This window comes from Pseudomonas sp. SWRI154, assembly GCF_014268645.1.
GTDB classification, from domain to species: Bacteria; Pseudomonadota; Gammaproteobacteria; order Pseudomonadales; family Pseudomonadaceae; genus Aquipseudomonas; species Aquipseudomonas marvdashtae.
Genome location: NZ_JABWQW010000006.1, coordinates 47,365 through 64,583, shown reverse-complemented (window position 1 = coordinate 64,583; position 17,219 = coordinate 47,365). Strand labels below are relative to the sequence as shown.

The following is a 17,219-nucleotide window of genomic DNA, read 5'->3' as shown; positions in this document are numbered from 1 at the left end:
GAAAATCATGAATCTACCTGTTTCGCCATCCGCCCTCTTCACCCCCAGCTGGCACGCCGAGCTGGACTTGGGTTATGCCCGATTCGGCGAGTGCACACGCCCGGTCCAGCGTCGCCACATCGGCCCGCTGCGGGTGCAAAAGCATTTGTATGCCGAGGGGCCCGAGGTGTGCCAGCACATCATCGTTCACCCGCCCGGCGGGATCGCTGGCGGGGATCGACTGGACATCTCGGCCCACGTCGGCGCTGGTGCCTGGGCGCAACTGACCAGCCCCGGCGCGGCCAAGTGGTACCGCGCCGCCGGCCCGGCGTACCAGCAACTGAAGCTGAGCGTGGCGCCCGGCGCAACCCTGGAATGGCTGCCCCAGGAAACCATCGTCTTCAGCGCGGCCCAGGCGGAACTCAGCACCGACATCGACCTGCAGGGTGACGCCCGGTTGTTCTACTGGGACATGGTTGCCCTCGGCCGGCCGGCCAGTCACGAGCGCTTCGATCTCGGGCATTTTCAATCGCGCCTGGACATCCGCCGCGACGGCCAGTTGTTGTGGCACGAGCGCCAGCGCATCGTCGGCGACGACGGCTTGCTCGACTCGCCCATCGGGCTAGGTGGCGATCCGGTATTCGCCACGTTATTGGTCACTGGCGAGATCGACGGCGAACTGTTGGAGCAATGCCGATCCCTGGGCCATGCCGTGCGCGGCGACCTGACGCAATTACCGGGCCTGCTCGTGGCACGTTGCCTGGCGAGCGAGGCGTTACTCGCGCGGGGATGGTTGATTCAATTGTGGCGTTTGCTCAGGCCAGCGCTGTTGGGAAGAGAGGCCATGGCGCCAAGAATCTGGAGCACGTGAATCTGCTTTCCCACAGTGGATTGTGTTTACCGCAAAAATTTTATCTGCCCTTATTGGATTGCACATGGACCTGACCCCACGCGAAAAAGACAAGCTGCTGATCTTCACCGCCGGCCTGGTCGCCGAACGGCGGTTGGCCCGAGGCTTGAAGCTCAACTACCCGGAGGCGATGGCCTATATTTCCGCCGCGCTGCTCGAAGGCGCCCGTGATGGCCAGACCGTGGCCGAGCTGATGCACTACGGCACCACGCTGTTGAGCCGCGAACAGGTGATGGAAGGCATCCCGGAAATGATCCCGGAGATCCAGGTCGAAGCGACGTTTCCCGACGGCACCAAACTGGTCACCGTCCACCAGCCCATCGCTTGAGGTCGCGGCATGACTTATCACGTTCGTGACGCGCAACCTGCCGATCTGCCGGCAATCCGCGATATCTACAACGATGCCGTGCTCAACACCACGGCGATCTGGAACGAACAGGCCGTGGACCTGGGTAATCGCCAGGCTTGGTTCAGCGCCCGGCGAGCCCAGGGCTACCCTGTATTGGTGGCCGTCGATACCGAGGAAAACGTGCTCGGCTATGCCTCGTTCGGTGACTGGCGGCCGTTCGACGGCTTTCGCCATACCGTCGAGCATTCGGTCTACGTCCGCCACGACCAACGCGGTCATGGCCTCGGCCCGTTATTGATGTTGGCCCTGATCGAGCGCGCCAAGGCCTGCGGTAAACACGTGATGGTCGCCGCCATCGAGAGCGGCAACGCGGCCTCGACTCGCCTGCACGAACGCGCGGGTTTCACCATTACCGGACAGATGCCCCAGGTGGGTACCAAGTTTGGCCGCTGGCTGGACCTGACCTTCATGCAGTTGGTCCTCAATCCCGGGGCCCAACCGCCCGCCATCGACAAGGAGTGATAACCGATGAACGCCGCCCAGTTGCGTCGAGTCCATGCTGAAAGCTTTGCGCATTATCGCCAAGGCCTGATCGATCTGTTGCTTGATGCCGTTGAGTATGGCGCCAGTGTGGGATTCATGGCCGATCTCGATGCCGACCAGGCCCGCGCCTATTTCGACGAGGTCCAGGCCAGCCTCAACCAGGGCGATCTGCTGCTTTGGGTGGTGGTCAAGGACGAACAGGTGCAGGCCAGCGTCCAGCTCGCCCTGTGCCAGAAACCCAACGGCCTGAACCGCGCCGAAGTGCAAAAGCTGCTGGTACGTGGCGACGCCCGTCGCCGCGGCCTCGGCCAGCAATTGATGAACGCCCTGGAGCTCGGTGCCCGCCAGCACAAGCGTGGCCTGCTGTACCTCGACACCGAGGCCGGCTCCGAGGCCGAGTCGTTCTACCGCGCCATGGGCTACACCCGTGTCGGTGAACTGCCCGACTACTGCCAGAGCCCAGACGGGACCTACACCCCGACCGCCATCTACTACAAAATTTTGGGGCAACCGCAATGATCCCAGGTCAGTACCAGATAGCACCCGGCGACATCGAGCTCAACGTCGGGCGCCGGACCCTTACGCTGAAAGTCGCCAACAGCGGTGATCGGCCGATCCAGGTCGGCTCGCACTATCACTTTTTCGAAACCAACGACGCCCTGGCCTTCGACCGCGCCGCCAGCCGTGGCATGCGCCTGAACATCCCGGCCGGCACCGCCGTGCGTTTCGAGCCGGGCCAGAGTCGGGAAGTCGAGCTTGTCGAGCTGGCCGGGTTGCGGCGGGTTTATGGGTTCGCCGGACGAGTCATGGGCGATTTGTGAATGACTTCAGCTGCAAGCTTCTAGCTGCAAGCTGCAAGAAAAAGCACTTCGCGGCGCTCCCCCCTGCTTTGTTTTTACTTGAGGCTTGCAGCTTGAAGCTTGCAGCTCATATGCGAGGACCTTTGCAATGAAAATCAGTCGTCAGGCCTACGCCGACATGTTCGGCCCCACCGTCGGCGACAAGGTTCGCCTGGCCGACACCGAGTTGTGGATCGAAGTGGAAAAAGACTTCACCACCTACGGCGAAGAAGTGAAATTCGGCGGCGGCAAGGTGATTCGCGATGGCATGGGCCAGAGCCAGCTGCTGGCCGCCGAGGTCGTCGACACGCTGATCACCAACGCACTGATTATCGACCACTGGGGCATCGTCAAGGCCGATGTCGGCCTCAAGGACGGGCGCATCGCCGCCATCGGCAAGGCCGGCAACCCGGACATCCAGCCAGATGTCACTGTCGCCATCGGCGCCAGCACCGAAGTGATCGCCGGCGAAGGCATGATCCTCACGGCGGGTGGTATCGACACCCACATCCACTTCATCTGCCCACAGCAGATCGAAGAAGCGTTGATGAGCGGCGTCACTACCATGATCGGCGGCGGCACGGGCCCAGCCACCGGAACCAACGCCACCACCTGCACCTCCGGACCGTGGCACTTGGCGCGCATGCTCCAGGCCGCCGATGCGTTCCCGATGAACCTCGGCTTCACTGGCAAGGGCAACGCCAGCCTGCCGGAACCGTTGATCGAGCAGGTCAAGGCCGGCGCCATCGGCCTGAAGTTGCATGAAGACTGGGGCACCACGCCCGCAGCCATCGACAACTGCCTGAGCGTGGCCGACCAATACGACGTGCAGGTGGCGATCCACACCGACACCCTCAACGAGTCCGGCTTCGTCGAAACCACCCTGGCCGCGTTCAAGGGCCGCACCATCCACACCTACCACACCGAAGGCGCCGGTGGCGGGCATGCGCCGGATATCATCAAGGCTTGCGGCTTCCCTAACGTGCTGCCCAGTTCCACCAACCCGACCCGGCCGTTCACCCGCAACACCATCGACGAGCACCTGGACATGTTGATGGTCTGCCATCACTTGGACCCAAGCATTGCCGAAGACGTGGCCTTCGCCGAAAGCCGCATCCGCCGCGAGACCATTGCCGCCGAAGACATCCTCCACGACCTCGGCGCCTTCTCGATGATCAGCTCCGACAGCCAGGCCATGGGCCGTGTCGGCGAAGTCATCACGCGCACCTGGCAAACCGCCGACAAGATGAAAAAGCAACGCGGCGCCCTGCCCGGCGACGGCGAAGGCAATGACAACTTCCGCATCAAGCGCTACATCGCCAAGTACACCATCAACCCGGCGATCACCCACGGCATCAGCCATGAAGTGGGTTCCATCGAAGTGGGCAAGTGGGCCGACCTGGTGCTGTGGCGCCCGGCGTTTTTCGGCGTCAAACCGACCTTGATTCTCAAGGGTGGGGCGATTGCCGCCAGCCTGATGGGCGACGCCAACGCCTCGATCCCGACGCCGCAACCCGTGCACTACCGACCGATGTTCGCAAGCTTTGGCGGTTCGCGGCATGCCACCAGCCTGACCTTCATCAGCCAGGCGGCTGCCGAGGCGGGGCTGCCGGAGCAATTGGGTTTGAAGAAGCGGATCGCCGTGGTCAAAGGCTGCCGCGACGTGCAGAAAACCGACCTGATCCACAACGACTACCTGCCGAGCATCGACGTCGATCCACAGACCTACCAGGTCAAGGCCGACGGCGTGCTGTTGTGGTGTGAACCGGCTGACGTGCTGCCGATGGCGCAGCGTTATTTCCTGTTCTGAATTGGATAACTGGCCGAACGCATACATCGTGGCCAGAGCTTGCTCCCGCTCGGTTGCGCAGCAATCGCAAAAAAAGCGAGGGCTGCTTCGCACCCCAGCGGGAGCAATCTCTGGCCACAGGTTAATTGCTATCTGAAATGACCGGGACAACTCACCTTACAGGTCAGTGCCTGCCGTCAGCGTATCCAGCTCATCTTGGGTCAACGACTGGATCAGTTCCGCCTCCTTGATCCTGCGTTGCAAATCCAGGGCCTCGGACTGGCTGACATAAGCCGAATCCTCCAGCGTTCCGGTGGCCTTCGCCTCATCCACTTCAATCTGGCGGGTGATGAAAGGCTCGTTCAACGCCTGGAAGGATGCCGCGTATGTTTGCTTCACGTAATCGACCCAGAAATCCCGGCCTACCAACGACTGGAACTCGCTGGGTGAGTCGTCCAGGGCAAGAATGTTGGCCGTCGCCGTGTCGAGCATGGCCCCGGTAACACCGGCCATGTGGATAAATCGTCCGCTGTTTGGCTGCCCCGGCAACGCCAGGCGATCCTTGAGACCCACGCGGTAAGCCAGGCGGACCTCAACCTCTTCTATTCGCTTCAACTGCTCGGCCCGCTGAACGGCCGTGAGATTGCGGTTGGTACTGATCGCCTCGCGACGAGCCTGAATATCCCGTAAGGCGATGCGCTCCACTTGGTCGAGGCGAAACAGTCCCCTGGCCAATCGGATCAAGGTTGCCGCCTCATCCGCCTCGTTTGCCAAAGCCCTGGCGTTGTGGATCATCAGCTTGATTTCAAGGTAGCTGAACGACAATGACGCACGGTCCTCGCAAGCCGGCGCACCGGCCTGTTCGAACAGCTCACGTCGCAAATCGGTGGATTCGCTGGCCGCTTCCAGCATTTGCCAGACGCGGCCCTGGAGGTCCGGAAAATTTTCCTCTCCTTGATAAGAACCGGCCAATTGATTCAATAGCTCAAAGAACTCCCGGGATCGAGGTTCGCCCACCAGACTTTGCCATATCGCTTTTTTGCTTCGCAGTTGGTCAGCAGGCAAGCCTTGCAGCCACGGTTCAACGTTCGACGGCGATAGCGCCTGCAGGGTCATTTGAAGTTCAAACGCGCCGGGCTGGCGCAAGGCGGCCCATTCGGGATGTGTCTGCCGGAGATTTTGCCAATAGTCGCGCAAACGGTCCGCCGTAGCCTCGCTCATCGGATTCCCTTGGATAAAAGTCACGCCATTGATACGTGCCGTGGCGTGAACCGCTTCGGTCGGCGGGTCAATCAAGGAGTCCGGCACGTCGAGCAACTGGTTGTCGCGCAAATCAAGCTGCTCCAGCGGCTGGTCACGCAAGCCCGTGGGCCAGGTGTCGATGCCGGTTCCCTTCAGTCCCAACGCCTCCAAGTTCGGCAGTGTGCTGAAGTCTGGCAGCCGTGCCAGAGGGTTTTGGTCCAAGTCCAGGACTTTGAGCTCAGTGAGTTTGCCGAGGATCTCTGTGTCGCGGGGTATCAGGCTGATCCGGTTCGCCCGCAGGTACAACCGGGTGAGGCCATTCATCGTTTCCAGGGACGGGGGGAGTTCCCTTAGCCTGTTGTTGGATATGTCCAGCCAGCGAAGAGAAGGGAATTGCGAGAGAAAATTCTCGCTCGACGCCGACACCCCCACACCACGCAACCGCAACGAAGCCACATGGCTGAAATCAGCCGAGAGTTCCGGCAAGTCTCCTACCGGTAACCCGGTGAGATTGAGCTCGTACCCCACGCTGCGGCCATCGCGTGTGAAGACTGTCCGCCCCTGACGCCTCCAGCACTGCCTGATCCGGTCGGCCACCACGCGCTTGATTTCGATAGGCACCTGCAGCGATCGATCATTACCTATGTCGCGCAATGTTGTAGAAGTTACCCATCGGTCCAGATCCCGACGCAGCATGTTCAATTCGACTTTACGGCGCTTGAGCTCCGCAACGGCGCCATCGCCCAATGACTCCAGCAGGGCCCGTACTTGCGATTGCCTATAGTTCGGGTACAACTCGAGCACTCGCGACTCGGGCGATCGCGCCAGTCCCAATCGCTCCCGCAAGCCGCTCATGGGGTAACCCAGCCTGCCGGACGCCAGGCGCATCGGCGATTGGAAAAGCGGTTTGACCGCGGGCATCTTCAGCGCTTTCGCCAACGCCTCCCGACCCAATGGCGCAGCGCCGACAGCCTCTTTCAAAAGCCCGCCCTGATGGATGGAGGGCCTGCCCATGGACCGGCGCTCGGCATCCGGAAGGGCGCGTTGCAGGGCCACGTAAAGATTATCCCAGGTGCTCAGATCATTGCCGGCATCGTCGTACGCCTTATATAAGTTGTCGCGCTTGACCAGGGTCTTGACCTGCGTCGACTCCTGCGGCCCGATACTGTCGATCAACTCGCCTGAAGTACTGCCGTCGCGCAACTCGATACGTACCGTGTCGCTCCAGCCGGACAAGGTTTTCAAGGTAGCCAGGACCAGTCGAGGCGTGTCCGGTGTGGCCAGCGTCTCCAGGAACACCCCCTCGTAGGCCCGGTTCAAACGCACCTTGCGCTGGAAGTGACGCAGCTCTTCGGCGATGCGCAGTGGGATGGGCTTGGTCTGGAACGCGTCGGCGAAATCCCAGCGGGCCATCTGCTGGGTTTCCACATCGCTGGCATGGTTCATCATCTGCCCGATGGCCGTCGCGGGGACCGAGGGAAACCGGGATTTGATCAGCGTGACGCGCGGGTCGCTCGACACATCGTCCTTGGCGTAGTGGTCGTTGAAAAGTTGCGTTTTCTCACGCACCGCCACCTCGGCGAGGTTCTTCCTGAATTGCCGGACCCGGGCTGGCATATTCGTTTTCGCAATCGCCGGAGTCGTGCCGGCCAATAGGTCATTGCCCGCGGCATCCACCGCTTCGATCAGATTCCTGGGGAAAGACGATGTGTAGATCTTCGCGTCGGTGACGAAGACATCACGCAGCGGAGCCGCTCCGTCCGGGTCTGCGGCATGTTCCCAGAGGAGCTTGCCCGAAGGATCCACCACCTTGAGCTTCAAGCCCTTTGGCCACGGGCCGTAACTTGTCAGCAGATGCAGCTGGATCATTGGATTGGCCTGCTCATGCAGCAGCGGGTCCTCGCTGCTTATCTGCGTGACGAAATTATCCACCTGGCGGGAGATGTCGAAGCGCTTGATCGTGTCCGCCAGCGCCACAGGCAACGGCTCACCCTCGACATGCAGCCGCCGCAACATTTCTTCGGTTGTATCGCTGGCGACGCGGATCTGCTCCAGCTGTGCATCGCTGAAGTCCTTGACGCCATGGCCGAGCCGGCGCATGAGGGGCGTCCCCTCCCAGCCTTGGGGCCGTTCCAGCTCGTGGCTCCAGGCACCGCTGCCGTTGTGCGTCAGTTCAGGCTGGTAAGCATCGGGGCGGGAGGGATGGCGAATGCGATAACGATCGGTCGCGCGATCGCGTTGCACTTCGTAGTTCGTTCCGCCCAATGGCAGGATTTGCCGGCCGTTGACCCGGTGTAGCCCCAGGCCATCCGGGGTCGAGGACACAGGCGGCTCCAGCTCGCTCTTATAGCTCGCCAGGTCGGGGCGCCAGAGGCGCGATTCACCATTGGCCCGCGTGACAGGCTCCAATTGATTCACTGTTTCCGACGGCACGATCCGGGGCAACACTTTGGCGCCTGCGGCGGCAAAGGCGACATTGAGCGCCAGGCTCGAAAAGTGTGCCCACATTTCCTTGGTTTCACCTTGCTCGAAGCTTTCAATGCCTTCGAACGCCTCGTCAAGCATCTGCACCGCCCACACGGTCATCATCACCGGCCCAAGGCCCGGCACCACGAATGCGGCCATGTTGAGCATGTCCAACAGCGTGTTTTCCCAGCTGTCCAGACGCGCCATGCGTGCTTTCTTATCTTCCTCACCGGTAGGCACCGCCGTCGCCCGCGCGTCCGCCAGGATCTTCGCTATCTGCCTGCGGCGCAACGCCTCCCACAACGGATCGCGCAGCAGCGACGCCTCCATGGGGAGGCTGCGCAAATCGGCCTTGGGCACAAAATCAGCGTGTAGATCGGCCTGTGGAGAAGGGCGATAAAGATGGTTGAACCGTTCGAAAAAGCCCCCTTGCTCACGCACGGGCACGAAACGGCTGAAAAAACGACGGTACTCAACGCCGTGCAGACGCCGTCGCAGCTCCACCATGAACTCGGCGCTGGACGTGTACTCCTTGACGGGATGCTCCGGATCGTCCGGTAGGTAGGCCACCAGCCGTTCGACCCGGTTGCTGCGCTCGCGCTCGGGGCCGATCAGCAAGGGGCCGACCAATTCGACGTCGAGGACTTTGAGCGACGCAACAGTCACTGCTCGGCCATCCAGCTTGATCCCGCTCTGATCGCCGATCACCTGCTGCAGCATCTGATAAGTATCCTGGCGAATGTCCGCCCTGGACCAAGCGATTTCCGTGCTGACAGCCAGTAATTGTCTGTGGTGCTCGCGCAGCTGCTGGTCCAACTGGCTACGGGCCGGACCATCGTTCGGTTGCAGGATCGCCTTGATATGCGCCTGGTACTGTCGCCCCAAGTCCAGCTTGCGGCAGAGTTTGATGAACGCTTCGGGGGCAATCGGCAGTGCTCCCGCACGGACGGATTGCAGGGTATGGCTCAACGTGCCGTCGGCGGACACCGGAGTCGTGGTGATGTAGTGACAGTCATCGCAGTCGAGCTTGTGCTCTTCTTCGGGTTCGAAATTGGCCAACGCCGCCTCCAGCAACGAACTGCCCCGGTACTGGTAGGTATCGAACGCCTGCTCCGTCAGGCGATGGAGCAGGTTGCTGCCCACATCGGTGCGCGTCTTGAGGGCGAACTTGCGGGCAAAGTAAACCTTACGCACGTCAAGCGTTCGTCTGAAGGTCTGCTGGATAGCCACGCGAAGCAAGGGTTCGGCAAAATCCCGGATGTCCTGGACATTGCCCAACGTTTTGTCGACCTGGTTCAAGACCTTGCAGTACTGCTCGTGGCTACGCTTGAGGCCGGCCCTGGTCTGGTGGGTTGCTTTCAAATACCAGCCTGGGATTTGCAACGAATGTTTGCTCAGCGCCACTTGCCGCTGAACGCTGGCGGCGATGTAACAGGGGGAAATGCGATTCTTGAGCAGGTCGTAGTGCACGCCGTGCGTTTCGGAAGACGAAGTCTTCTCGGTGCTGACAACAATGGTTTCAGGCATACCGGATCATCCTTGATGTGGAAAACCGAAGCCTAGCCATTGCCCTGGCAATGAATGCGGTAACTATTTATCGCAGTTGCGACAGGACATGACATGCAAGACAGATGTCGTCAGTCCACCCAACGTCCCAGTTGCTGTCGCAGCCGGCGGTTCTCGCTGCGCAGTTGTTGCACCTCTTCCAGCAGGTCCAGCGCCAGGGCGACACCGTCCCATTCCAGCTCCAGCTCGCGTCGCAGCTTGGCTGCACGCCGCGCCAGGACCAGTTCGTAATCGGTGAAACGCCAATCCGTCGGAGCCGTGCCGTGGGGTTCGAGAATGCCATGCTCGATAATTTCGATGACATGGACATCGGCCAACGCGGCGGCTTCACAGAATTCCACCAGGTTCAGTTCAATGATCGGGTTGTTCATGATCTGCTTCTCCCAATGCTTTAACTGTCGAGTCTAGCCAGAATTGCGGCAAATCTGCCCATGACCGTGGCGAGGGAGCTTGCTCCCGCTCGGCTGCGCAGCAGTCGTGAAAACCTGCCGACCGGTGTTTACTGGCGCTCCGTGTCGAATGGTTTTGGGGCTGCTTCGCAGCCCAGCGGGAGCAAGCTCCCTCGCCACGGGGTTGTGTTCACAGGCCGTTCATCACAAGTCAGAAACTCTCCCGCGGATCGAACGCGGCTTTCTTCGCCAGTTCCGCCCACAACGCCTTGACTGCTTCATCGCTGGCCTTGGGCATCACGGCCTTGAGCTGCACGAACAGGTAGCCGCGCTCGCCGGCCTTGTTGCGCAAGCCGTGGCCCTTGGCGCGCATGCGCTGGCCGTTCTGGCTGCCGGCCGGAACCTTGAGGTTGATCTTGCCGGTGAGGGTCGGCACCGCGACTTCGGTGCCCAGCGCCAATTCCCACGGTGCCAGCGGCAAGGTGATGATCAGGTCCTGGCCTTCGACATCGAACTTGGGGTGCGGGGCGAAACGAATGGTCAGGTACAAATCGCCATTGGCGCCTCCACCAATACCCGGCGCGCCCTGGCCCTTGAGGCGAATGCGCTCGCCATCGGTCACCCCGAGCGGGATCTTCACGTTCAGGCTCTTGCTGGTGTTGCTCACGTGCTGGCCCGCGCCGTTGTACTGAGGCACCTGGAACGTGACCTTCTTCGATTCGTTCGACAGGGTTTCTTCCAGGAAAATCGGTAATTCCATTTCCACGTCTTGCCCTCGACGGCCGGCGCTGCGACCTGACTGTCCACCACCGAAACCCGGCCCGCGATTACCGAAAATCGAACTGAAGAAGTCCGAAAAATCCCCGGTGTCCTGGCCGCCGCCAAAACCGCCACGGCTCTGCCAACCCGGCGGCCCCTGGAACGGCTGGCCGTGCTGGCCGTAGCGGCGCAAGTCGTCGTACTCGGCGCGCTTGTCGGCGCTTTTCAGCGCTTCATAGGCTTCGGAGACGTCCTTGAACTTGGTCTCGGCGTCCTTTTCCTTGCTCACATCCGGGTGATACTTGCGCGCCAGCTTGCGGTAGGCAGCCTTGATCGTGCTGTCGTCCGCCGTCGGCTCAACACCCAGGATCTTGTAATAGTCTTTGAAGTCCATCTAAGCATCACCATCCGTTATCGATGTCGCACCGCCACGCACAGCATGCCCGGATGACCGGACAGCGGGTTGACCGACCTCAAGATTGGGACCGGGCGGCACGTCAGAAGTTTATCGGCAGCGGGTGGCGGTTCTTGTGTCCGCCCTGTTGCTGCCAGGCTCATGCCAGCAAGTTTGGGGGTGCAACGCCGTCTTTCAAGGCCAGTGCTTGCGAATTAGCGGACAATCGGCCTTCGAATCCGCGCCGCACTGACATACACTGCGCGGCCGTTTTTTCAACTGGAACCCGAAAGACATGAAAAACGCATCCCCGGCCCGTGCCTGCGGCATCGACTTCGGCACGTCCAACTCCACCGTCGGCTGGCTGCGCCCCGGCATGGAAACGTTGATCGCGCTGGAGGACGACAAGATCACCCTGCCCTCGGTGGTCTTCTTCAATTTCGAGGAGCGTCGCCCGGTGTACGGCCGCCTGGCGCTGCACGAATACCTGGAAGGCTATGAAGGCCGACTGATGCGTTCGCTCAAGAGCCTGTTGGGCTCCAAGCTGATCAAGCAGGACACCAGCGTGCTCGGCACGGCGATGCCCTTCAAGGATCTGCTGGGGTTGTTCATCGGCCAGTTGAAGCAACGTGCCGAAGCCACCGCCGGTCGGGAATTCGACGAAGTGGTGCTGGGGCGTCCGGTGTTTTTCGTCGACGACGATGAAATGGCTGACCAGGAAGCGGAAAACACCTTGGTGGACGTCGCCCGCGCCATCGGCTTCAAGGAGGTCTCCTTCCAGTACGAGCCCATTGCGGCGGCCTTCGATTATGAATCGACCATCGAGAAAGAAGAGTTGGTGCTGATCGTCGACATCGGCGGTGGTACCTCGGACTTTTCCCTGGTGCGCCTGTCCCCCGAGCGTCGCACCCACGACAACCGTCACGCCGACATCCTCGCCACCGGTGGCGTGCACATCGGCGGGACCGACTTCGACAAACAACTCAGCCTGCAAGGCTTGATGCCGCTGTTTGGCTACGGCAGCCGGATGAAAAGCGGCGCCTACATGCCCACCAGCCACCACATGAACCTGGCGACCTGGCACACCATCAACGCGGTGTACTCGCAAAAATCGACCCTGGCCCTGGGCAGCATGCGCTACGACATCGAAGACACCGGCGGCATCGACCGGCTGTTCAAGCTGATCGACCAGCGTGCCGGGCACTGGTTGGCGATGGAAGTGGAGGAAACCAAGATTCATTTGACCCACGCCGACCAACGCCATGTCGCGCTGGACCGCATCGAGCCGGGCCTGAGCGTGGAGCTGACCCGAGCCCTGTTCGAATCGGCCATCGACGGCTTGCTGGAGCGGGTGCGCGGCAGCGTCACGCAGTTGCTCAACGATGCCAACGTGCGCGTCGACCAGGTCGATACGGTGTTTTTCACCGGCGGCTCCAGTGGCATCCCGGCGCTGCGCAACAGCGTCTCGGCCATGCTGCCCCAGGCGCGGCACGTAGAAGGCAATATCTTCGGCAGTATTGGCAGTGGTTTGGCGATCGAGGCGATGAAGCGCTATGGGTGAAAAGCAGCTTTGAGCTTCGAGCTGCAAGCTGCAAGTAAGAGCAGTCAGGCGGCGCGGCTGGCTTTTGCTTGAAGCTTGAAGCTCGAAGCTCGAAGCTCGAAGCTTACAGCTGCCCCTCTACACCATCCCCACCTGCTTCAACTCACTCTTGAGATACGCATAATAAATCGGCCCCGCCACCACCCCCGGCAGGCCGAATGCGGCTTCGAACACCAGCATCGCCATGAGCAATTCCCAAGACTTGGCGCTGATCTGTCCGCCGACGATACGGGCATTGAGGAAATATTCGAGCTTGTGGATCACGATCAGGTAGCCCAGCGCCGCCATCGCCACCCAGATCGACAGCGACAAGGCGACGATGGTGATCAGCGTATTGGACATCAGGTTGCCGATGACCGGCAGCAGCCCCAGCAGGAACGTCATCACGATCAGGGTCTTGGTCAACGGCAGCTGGATGCCGAACAGCGGCAGCACCACCGCCAGGAAAATCCCAGTGAAGAAGGTGTTGAGCAGGGAGATCTTGATCTGCGCAAATACGATGTTGCGAAACGCCTTGACCAGCAGGTTCAGCCGATCGAACAGCGCGGCGGCCAGGGGCTTGCGTTTGGTCAGGTCGGGGATGCGCTGCAAGGCGACGATGGCGCCCAGCACCATGCCGATCAGCAGCGTGACAAACATATGGGCCGCGTCCTTGCCCACCAGCTGCAAGTCGCTCAGGTGCTTGCTCATCCAGTCACCGATCGCCACCCGGAACTCGGCCGCGCTGGCCGGCAGATACGCGTCGATGAAGGGCGGCAATTGCCCTCGGGCGCGGTCCACCACGCCCATGAACTTATCCAGGGAAGCGCCAGGGTTTTCCGCTTCATGCAACAGGAAGCTGAAGGCACCGGCGAAAATCAGGCTGAGTACACTGACCACCAGCGTCCCCAGCAGCGCCACCGCTACCCAACGGGCGCGCCGGCCTTCGATCAGCCGTTGCAACTGCGGCGTGAGCATGTTGACCAGTTCGAACACCAGCAACCCGGCCAACAGGCTCGGCAACAGGCGCAGCGGCAGCACCAGCAACAACCCACCAAAAATGATCACCCAACTGATCACCAACAACACATGACGCTGAGAAAACGTTGGCATACAGCCCCAGAACAAAACGAGCGTGAAAGGATCGGCAGTCTGCCAGCGTTCCGCTGGCAGCACTAGGCATTGTATCGGCCGACCTTGGTCAGGGTTCAGGTGTTTTTTTGCCTCATGAGCGCAGAAAAATCCAAGGCGTTATTTTTTCTTCAGGCATTCGCTCATGAAGGTCTTGCGAGCATCGCCCTTCAAGGCCTGGGTGGTGGCCGTGGCGTTGCAGGTCTTCATGCGTTCCTGCGGCGTGCTCGGTTCGGCGGCGACCGGAGTGGCCTTCAGGCAGTTGCTCATGAAAGCTTTGCGTTCGTCCCCCTTGAGCGCCTTGGCAGTCGCGTCGGCATTGCAGGTAGTCATCTTGGTCTGCTGGGCCGTGGCGGCGAAGCCCTGGGAGCACAGCAGCAAACCGATCATCAACAACGGCACGCGCAGCATTTTCATGGTGTTTCTCCTGGTTGCCGCCCGAGGAGGACGGCGATGAGCTGCAGTGTAGACAAAGCCCGTTACACCTTTCCAGATCGACTCTCGCGTCGCTGCTCGCGATGAAGTCGCCATTGCAGTCGACGGCTAAACGCCAGCTGACTTCAATCGCTCGGCATGCTCGACAAACAAGCGAATGGGTTCCGCCCCCTTGCCCACCAACCCCAGCGACTGATTGACGATGTCGAAATGGTCCAGCGGATAGTCATCACGGATGACCGTGCCCAAGTGCGAGCTATAGCGCCCGACCATCCCGTCGCACTGCCCCGCCTCGCGCACGAAGGTGCGGGCAAACAACCGGCAACTGCGGTTCGTCCCGTCGAGCAGGTTGCGCCCTTTATCGGTCTTGCCCGGCTGCAAGGTCCCGGACCAGGAGTAATAGCGCACGCCACCGACTTCTTCCGGCCCCTGCCCGCCCCAGGTCTGAGGCAACCCCTGTGGATAACGCTCGTTGAACAGCGCTACCCCGGCGGTTGTCAGCGAGGCATGGGAGGCTTGAATATCGACCGGCAGTCTTGGCCCGTGATACCCGCTGTCCAGCAAGCTCATCATGGCGTTGATCAACCGCAACAAAGCGCTGAGCAATCGTCCTTTGGCGCTGTCGGCCGGGTAATGGGTGTGCAGGTAGTCCGCCAGTTCGGAACCGTGGTTGGTGCCGGCCACCGAGGTGACTGACGCGACCAGGTCCGGGCGCCTGGCGGCGGCGTAGCGAGCAGTGAGAGCGCCCTGGCTGTGGCCGATCAGGTTGACCTTTTGCGCGCCGGTGTCCCGCAGGATTTCCTCGATCCGCGCCAGAAGTTGCTCGCCACGTACTTCCGAGGAATGCAGCGGCGAGACCTTCACCGCAACCACCACGGCTCCGCCTCGGCGCAGCGCTGCGACGATGCCATACCAGTACGGATACAACACCAGGCGAATGAAACCGAGCATGCCTGGGACCAGCACCAGCGGGTAGCGAGTGGCGCAGCGCTGCGACATGGCGACATCCTTGAGATCAAAAGTGGTCAGCATCGGTATCGATGATGACCAGTCTATGACACCCGAGTCACTTCAGCCCGCGCCGAATCCAGGACCAAGCCTGCTGCCTCTCAAAATGTCCGCGCCAACGCCAACAACCGTTGCTCGGCCTCGGCATAGGAACGGGCAAAGCTGTGCTCCGCCGACTCCTCTCCTTCGGCGGCCACCACCGTCACATCGCTGACGCCGATAAATCCCAGGACGGTACGCAGCCACGTGTCGGCGTGGTTCATGGCCTCCAGTTGGCCACCGGGGCCAAAGCCAAAATCGCCACGACTGGTCACGATCAAAGCCTTCTTGCCCAACACCAACGGTTCGTATTGCGAGACGCCGTTATCCAGGCTGTGATTGAACGTCAGGCCGATGCGGACGATCTGGTCGATCCACGCTTTTATCCCGCTGGGCACGCCGAAGTTATGCATGGGCGCGGAGATCACCAGCCGCTCGTGGGCCATCAGCTCCGCCACCAAGGTATCGCTCAAGGCCAAGTCGGCCCGCATGGTCAACGGTCGTGCCTGCGGCTCGGGGTGGAACGCTGCCGCGATGAAGGCTTCGTTGACTGGCGCAATGACCGTTCGGCCGACTTCGCGGCGGGTCGCTTGGGACTGTGGATTGACGCCCTGCCAGGCGCTTATGAAAGCTTCCGCCAGACGCCGGGAATGGGACCGCTCACCGCGAGGGCTGCCCTGCACTACAAGAATTCTGCTCATCTATACCGCCTCATTTTGCGACTACAATCGGAACTGCTTGTAGCTTTAAGCTTGAAGCTCACAACTGCTTTCATTCAAATGAGCGTTAGTGCACCTGGATGAGTTTTTCTCATTCATTGGAGATTATTGATGTTTGCCACTCTGCCCCTCAATGCCCTGCGCGCCTTTGAATCCGCCGCACGGCTGCTCAGTTTCAAGGCGGCGGCCCAGGAGCTTTCGGTCACACCGACGGCGGTTTCCCATCAGATCCGCGCGCTGGAAACCTGGCTGGGCTTGTCGTTGTTCGAACGACTGCCCCGCCAGGTGCGACTCACCGAAGGCGGGCAACGCTTGTTCCGTAGCCTCCACGGCGCCTTGCTGGAAGTCGCGCAAAGTGTGGATACCTTGCGCCCACAACGCAGCACCAGCCACCTGACGATTTCCACCACGGCCGCATTTGCCGCCCTATGGCTGGTGCCACGCCTGGGCCGGTTTTATGCGCGCCATCCGAACATCAACGTAAGGCTGGACACCCACTGCGAAGTCATCGACCTGCATCAGGACGCCAGCGTGGACATGGTGGTGCGCTACAGCCTGGACAATTATTCAAACTTGTATGGCCTGTGCCTGTTCGACGAGCGCTTCGGCGTGTATGGCTCGCCCGAGCAAGTAGCGCTGGCTGCCGCGCAGCCACCGACGCTGATCGGCGTGCGTTGGCACAACTCCAAGCTGTACGCCCACGGCTGGGATGCGTGGTGTGCCCAGGCAGGCGAAACCTGGCTGAGCCGCCAACCGTGCATGCGTGAATACGATGAAGAGCACTACGCCTTGCAAGCGGCCATTGCCGGACAAGGGCTGGTACTGGCGAGCAACATCCTGGCGTCCGAAAGCGTCGCCAGCGGCCTGTTGGTGGGCTATCGCCCGCAGGTCCAGGTCAACGGCGCAGGCTACAGCGCGCTCTGCGTCCCTGGCCGTGAACGCCATCCGCCGGTGCGGGCTTTTTTCCAGTGGGTGGAAGAAGAAGCGCGCATGACCGGGCATGCCCTGAAAAATTCGGTAAAACTTTTCCAGGATCGGGTCACTCAGAATTAGAGCGATCGCGCCTACAGAGCGTGACGCCTA

General features: G+C 61.2%; 15 protein-coding genes. 8 read left to right on the top strand and 7 right to left on the bottom strand.

What is annotated here, in order from left to right; translation table 11 throughout:
* Window positions 1-7 precede the first annotated feature (7 nt).
* The 6 genes from HU806_RS07460 to ureC all read left to right on the top strand — a co-directional run bounded on the left by HU806_RS07460 (window position 8) and on the right by ureC (window position 4,430).
* A complete protein-coding gene (locus HU806_RS07460; protein ID WP_186610784.1) occupies window positions 8-850 on the top strand; it encodes an urease accessory protein UreD in 843 nt (280 codons plus the stop codon).
* 64 nt (window positions 851-914) lie between these two features.
* Window positions 915-1,217 carry an urease subunit gamma gene (gene ureA / locus HU806_RS07455; protein WP_003197350.1) on the top strand — a complete coding sequence of 101 codons (303 nt, stop codon included), beginning with the start codon at window positions 915-917 and terminating at the stop codon, window positions 1,215-1,217.
* 9 nt (window positions 1,218-1,226) lie between these two features.
* Window positions 1,227-1,760, top strand: a complete 534-nt coding sequence (locus HU806_RS07450) for a GNAT family N-acetyltransferase (protein ID WP_186610783.1) — start codon at window positions 1,227-1,229, stop codon at window positions 1,758-1,760.
* Window positions 1,761-1,766: 6 nt separating this feature from the next.
* On the top strand, window positions 1,767-2,300 hold the full coding sequence (locus tag HU806_RS07445) for a GNAT family N-acetyltransferase (RefSeq protein WP_186610782.1): 534 nt from the start codon (window positions 1,767-1,769) through the stop codon (window positions 2,298-2,300).
* Window positions 2,297-2,602, top strand: coding sequence for an urease subunit beta (locus tag HU806_RS07440; RefSeq protein WP_186610781.1), 306 nt, complete (start codon window positions 2,297-2,299; stop codon window positions 2,600-2,602). Before HU806_RS07445 ends, HU806_RS07440 begins: the two co-directional genes overlap by 4 nt.
* A gap of 127 nt (window positions 2,603-2,729) precedes the next feature.
* Window positions 2,730-4,430: an urease subunit alpha gene (gene ureC / locus HU806_RS07435; protein WP_186610780.1), complete on the top strand. Its 1,701-nt coding sequence runs from the start codon at window positions 2,730-2,732 to the stop codon at window positions 4,428-4,430.
* Window positions 4,431-4,586: 156 nt separating this feature from the next.
* Here the strand turns inward: ureC and HU806_RS07430 are convergent, their stop codons facing one another.
* From HU806_RS07430 to HU806_RS07420, 3 genes are all read right to left on the bottom strand, one after another.
* The gene (locus tag HU806_RS07430; protein WP_186610779.1) at window positions 4,587-9,644 is read right to left on the bottom strand and encodes an NEL-type E3 ubiquitin ligase domain-containing protein; all 5,058 of its coding nucleotides are present in this window, start codon (window positions 9,642-9,644) and stop codon (window positions 4,587-4,589) included.
* A 110-nt stretch (window positions 9,645-9,754) separates the two neighbouring features.
* Window positions 9,755-10,054, bottom strand: coding sequence for a chaperone modulator CbpM (locus HU806_RS07425; protein ID WP_186610778.1), 300 nt, complete (start codon window positions 10,052-10,054; stop codon window positions 9,755-9,757).
* A gap of 229 nt (window positions 10,055-10,283) precedes the next feature.
* Window positions 10,284-11,225 carry a DnaJ C-terminal domain-containing protein gene (locus HU806_RS07420; RefSeq protein ID WP_186610777.1) on the bottom strand — a complete coding sequence of 314 codons (942 nt, stop codon included), beginning with the start codon at window positions 11,223-11,225 and terminating at the stop codon, window positions 10,284-10,286.
* 295 nt (window positions 11,226-11,520) lie between these two features.
* On the opposite strand from HU806_RS07420, the gene HU806_RS07415 reads away from it, so the two are divergent.
* Window positions 11,521-12,786, top strand: coding sequence for an Hsp70 family protein (locus HU806_RS07415; RefSeq protein ID WP_186610776.1), 1,266 nt, complete (start codon window positions 11,521-11,523; stop codon window positions 12,784-12,786).
* 117 nt (window positions 12,787-12,903) lie between these two features.
* Here the strand turns inward: HU806_RS07415 and HU806_RS07410 are convergent, their stop codons facing one another.
* The 4 genes from HU806_RS07410 to HU806_RS07395 form a co-directional block, all read right to left on the bottom strand.
* Window positions 12,904-13,917 (bottom strand): AI-2E family transporter, encoded by a 1,014-nt coding sequence (locus tag HU806_RS07410; protein WP_186610775.1) that lies wholly within the window; start codon window positions 13,915-13,917, stop codon window positions 12,904-12,906.
* 138 nt (window positions 13,918-14,055) lie between these two features.
* Window positions 14,056-14,352 carry a PsiF family protein gene (locus HU806_RS07405; protein WP_186610774.1) on the bottom strand — a complete coding sequence of 99 codons (297 nt, stop codon included), beginning with the start codon at window positions 14,350-14,352 and terminating at the stop codon, window positions 14,056-14,058.
* 126 nt (window positions 14,353-14,478) lie between these two features.
* Window positions 14,479-15,369: an esterase/lipase family protein gene (locus HU806_RS07400; RefSeq protein WP_186610773.1), complete on the bottom strand. Its 891-nt coding sequence runs from the start codon at window positions 15,367-15,369 to the stop codon at window positions 14,479-14,481.
* A gap of 110 nt (window positions 15,370-15,479) precedes the next feature.
* On the bottom strand, window positions 15,480-16,118 hold the full coding sequence (locus HU806_RS07395; protein WP_186610772.1) for an FMN-dependent NADH-azoreductase: 639 nt from the start codon (window positions 16,116-16,118) through the stop codon (window positions 15,480-15,482).
* Window positions 16,119-16,247: 129 nt separating this feature from the next.
* Between HU806_RS07395 and HU806_RS07390 the strand changes: the two genes are divergently transcribed.
* Complete coding sequence (locus HU806_RS07390; RefSeq protein ID WP_186610771.1) at window positions 16,248-17,189, top strand: LysR substrate-binding domain-containing protein; 942 nt, start codon at window positions 16,248-16,250, stop codon at window positions 17,187-17,189.
* Window positions 17,190-17,219 lie beyond the last annotated feature (30 nt).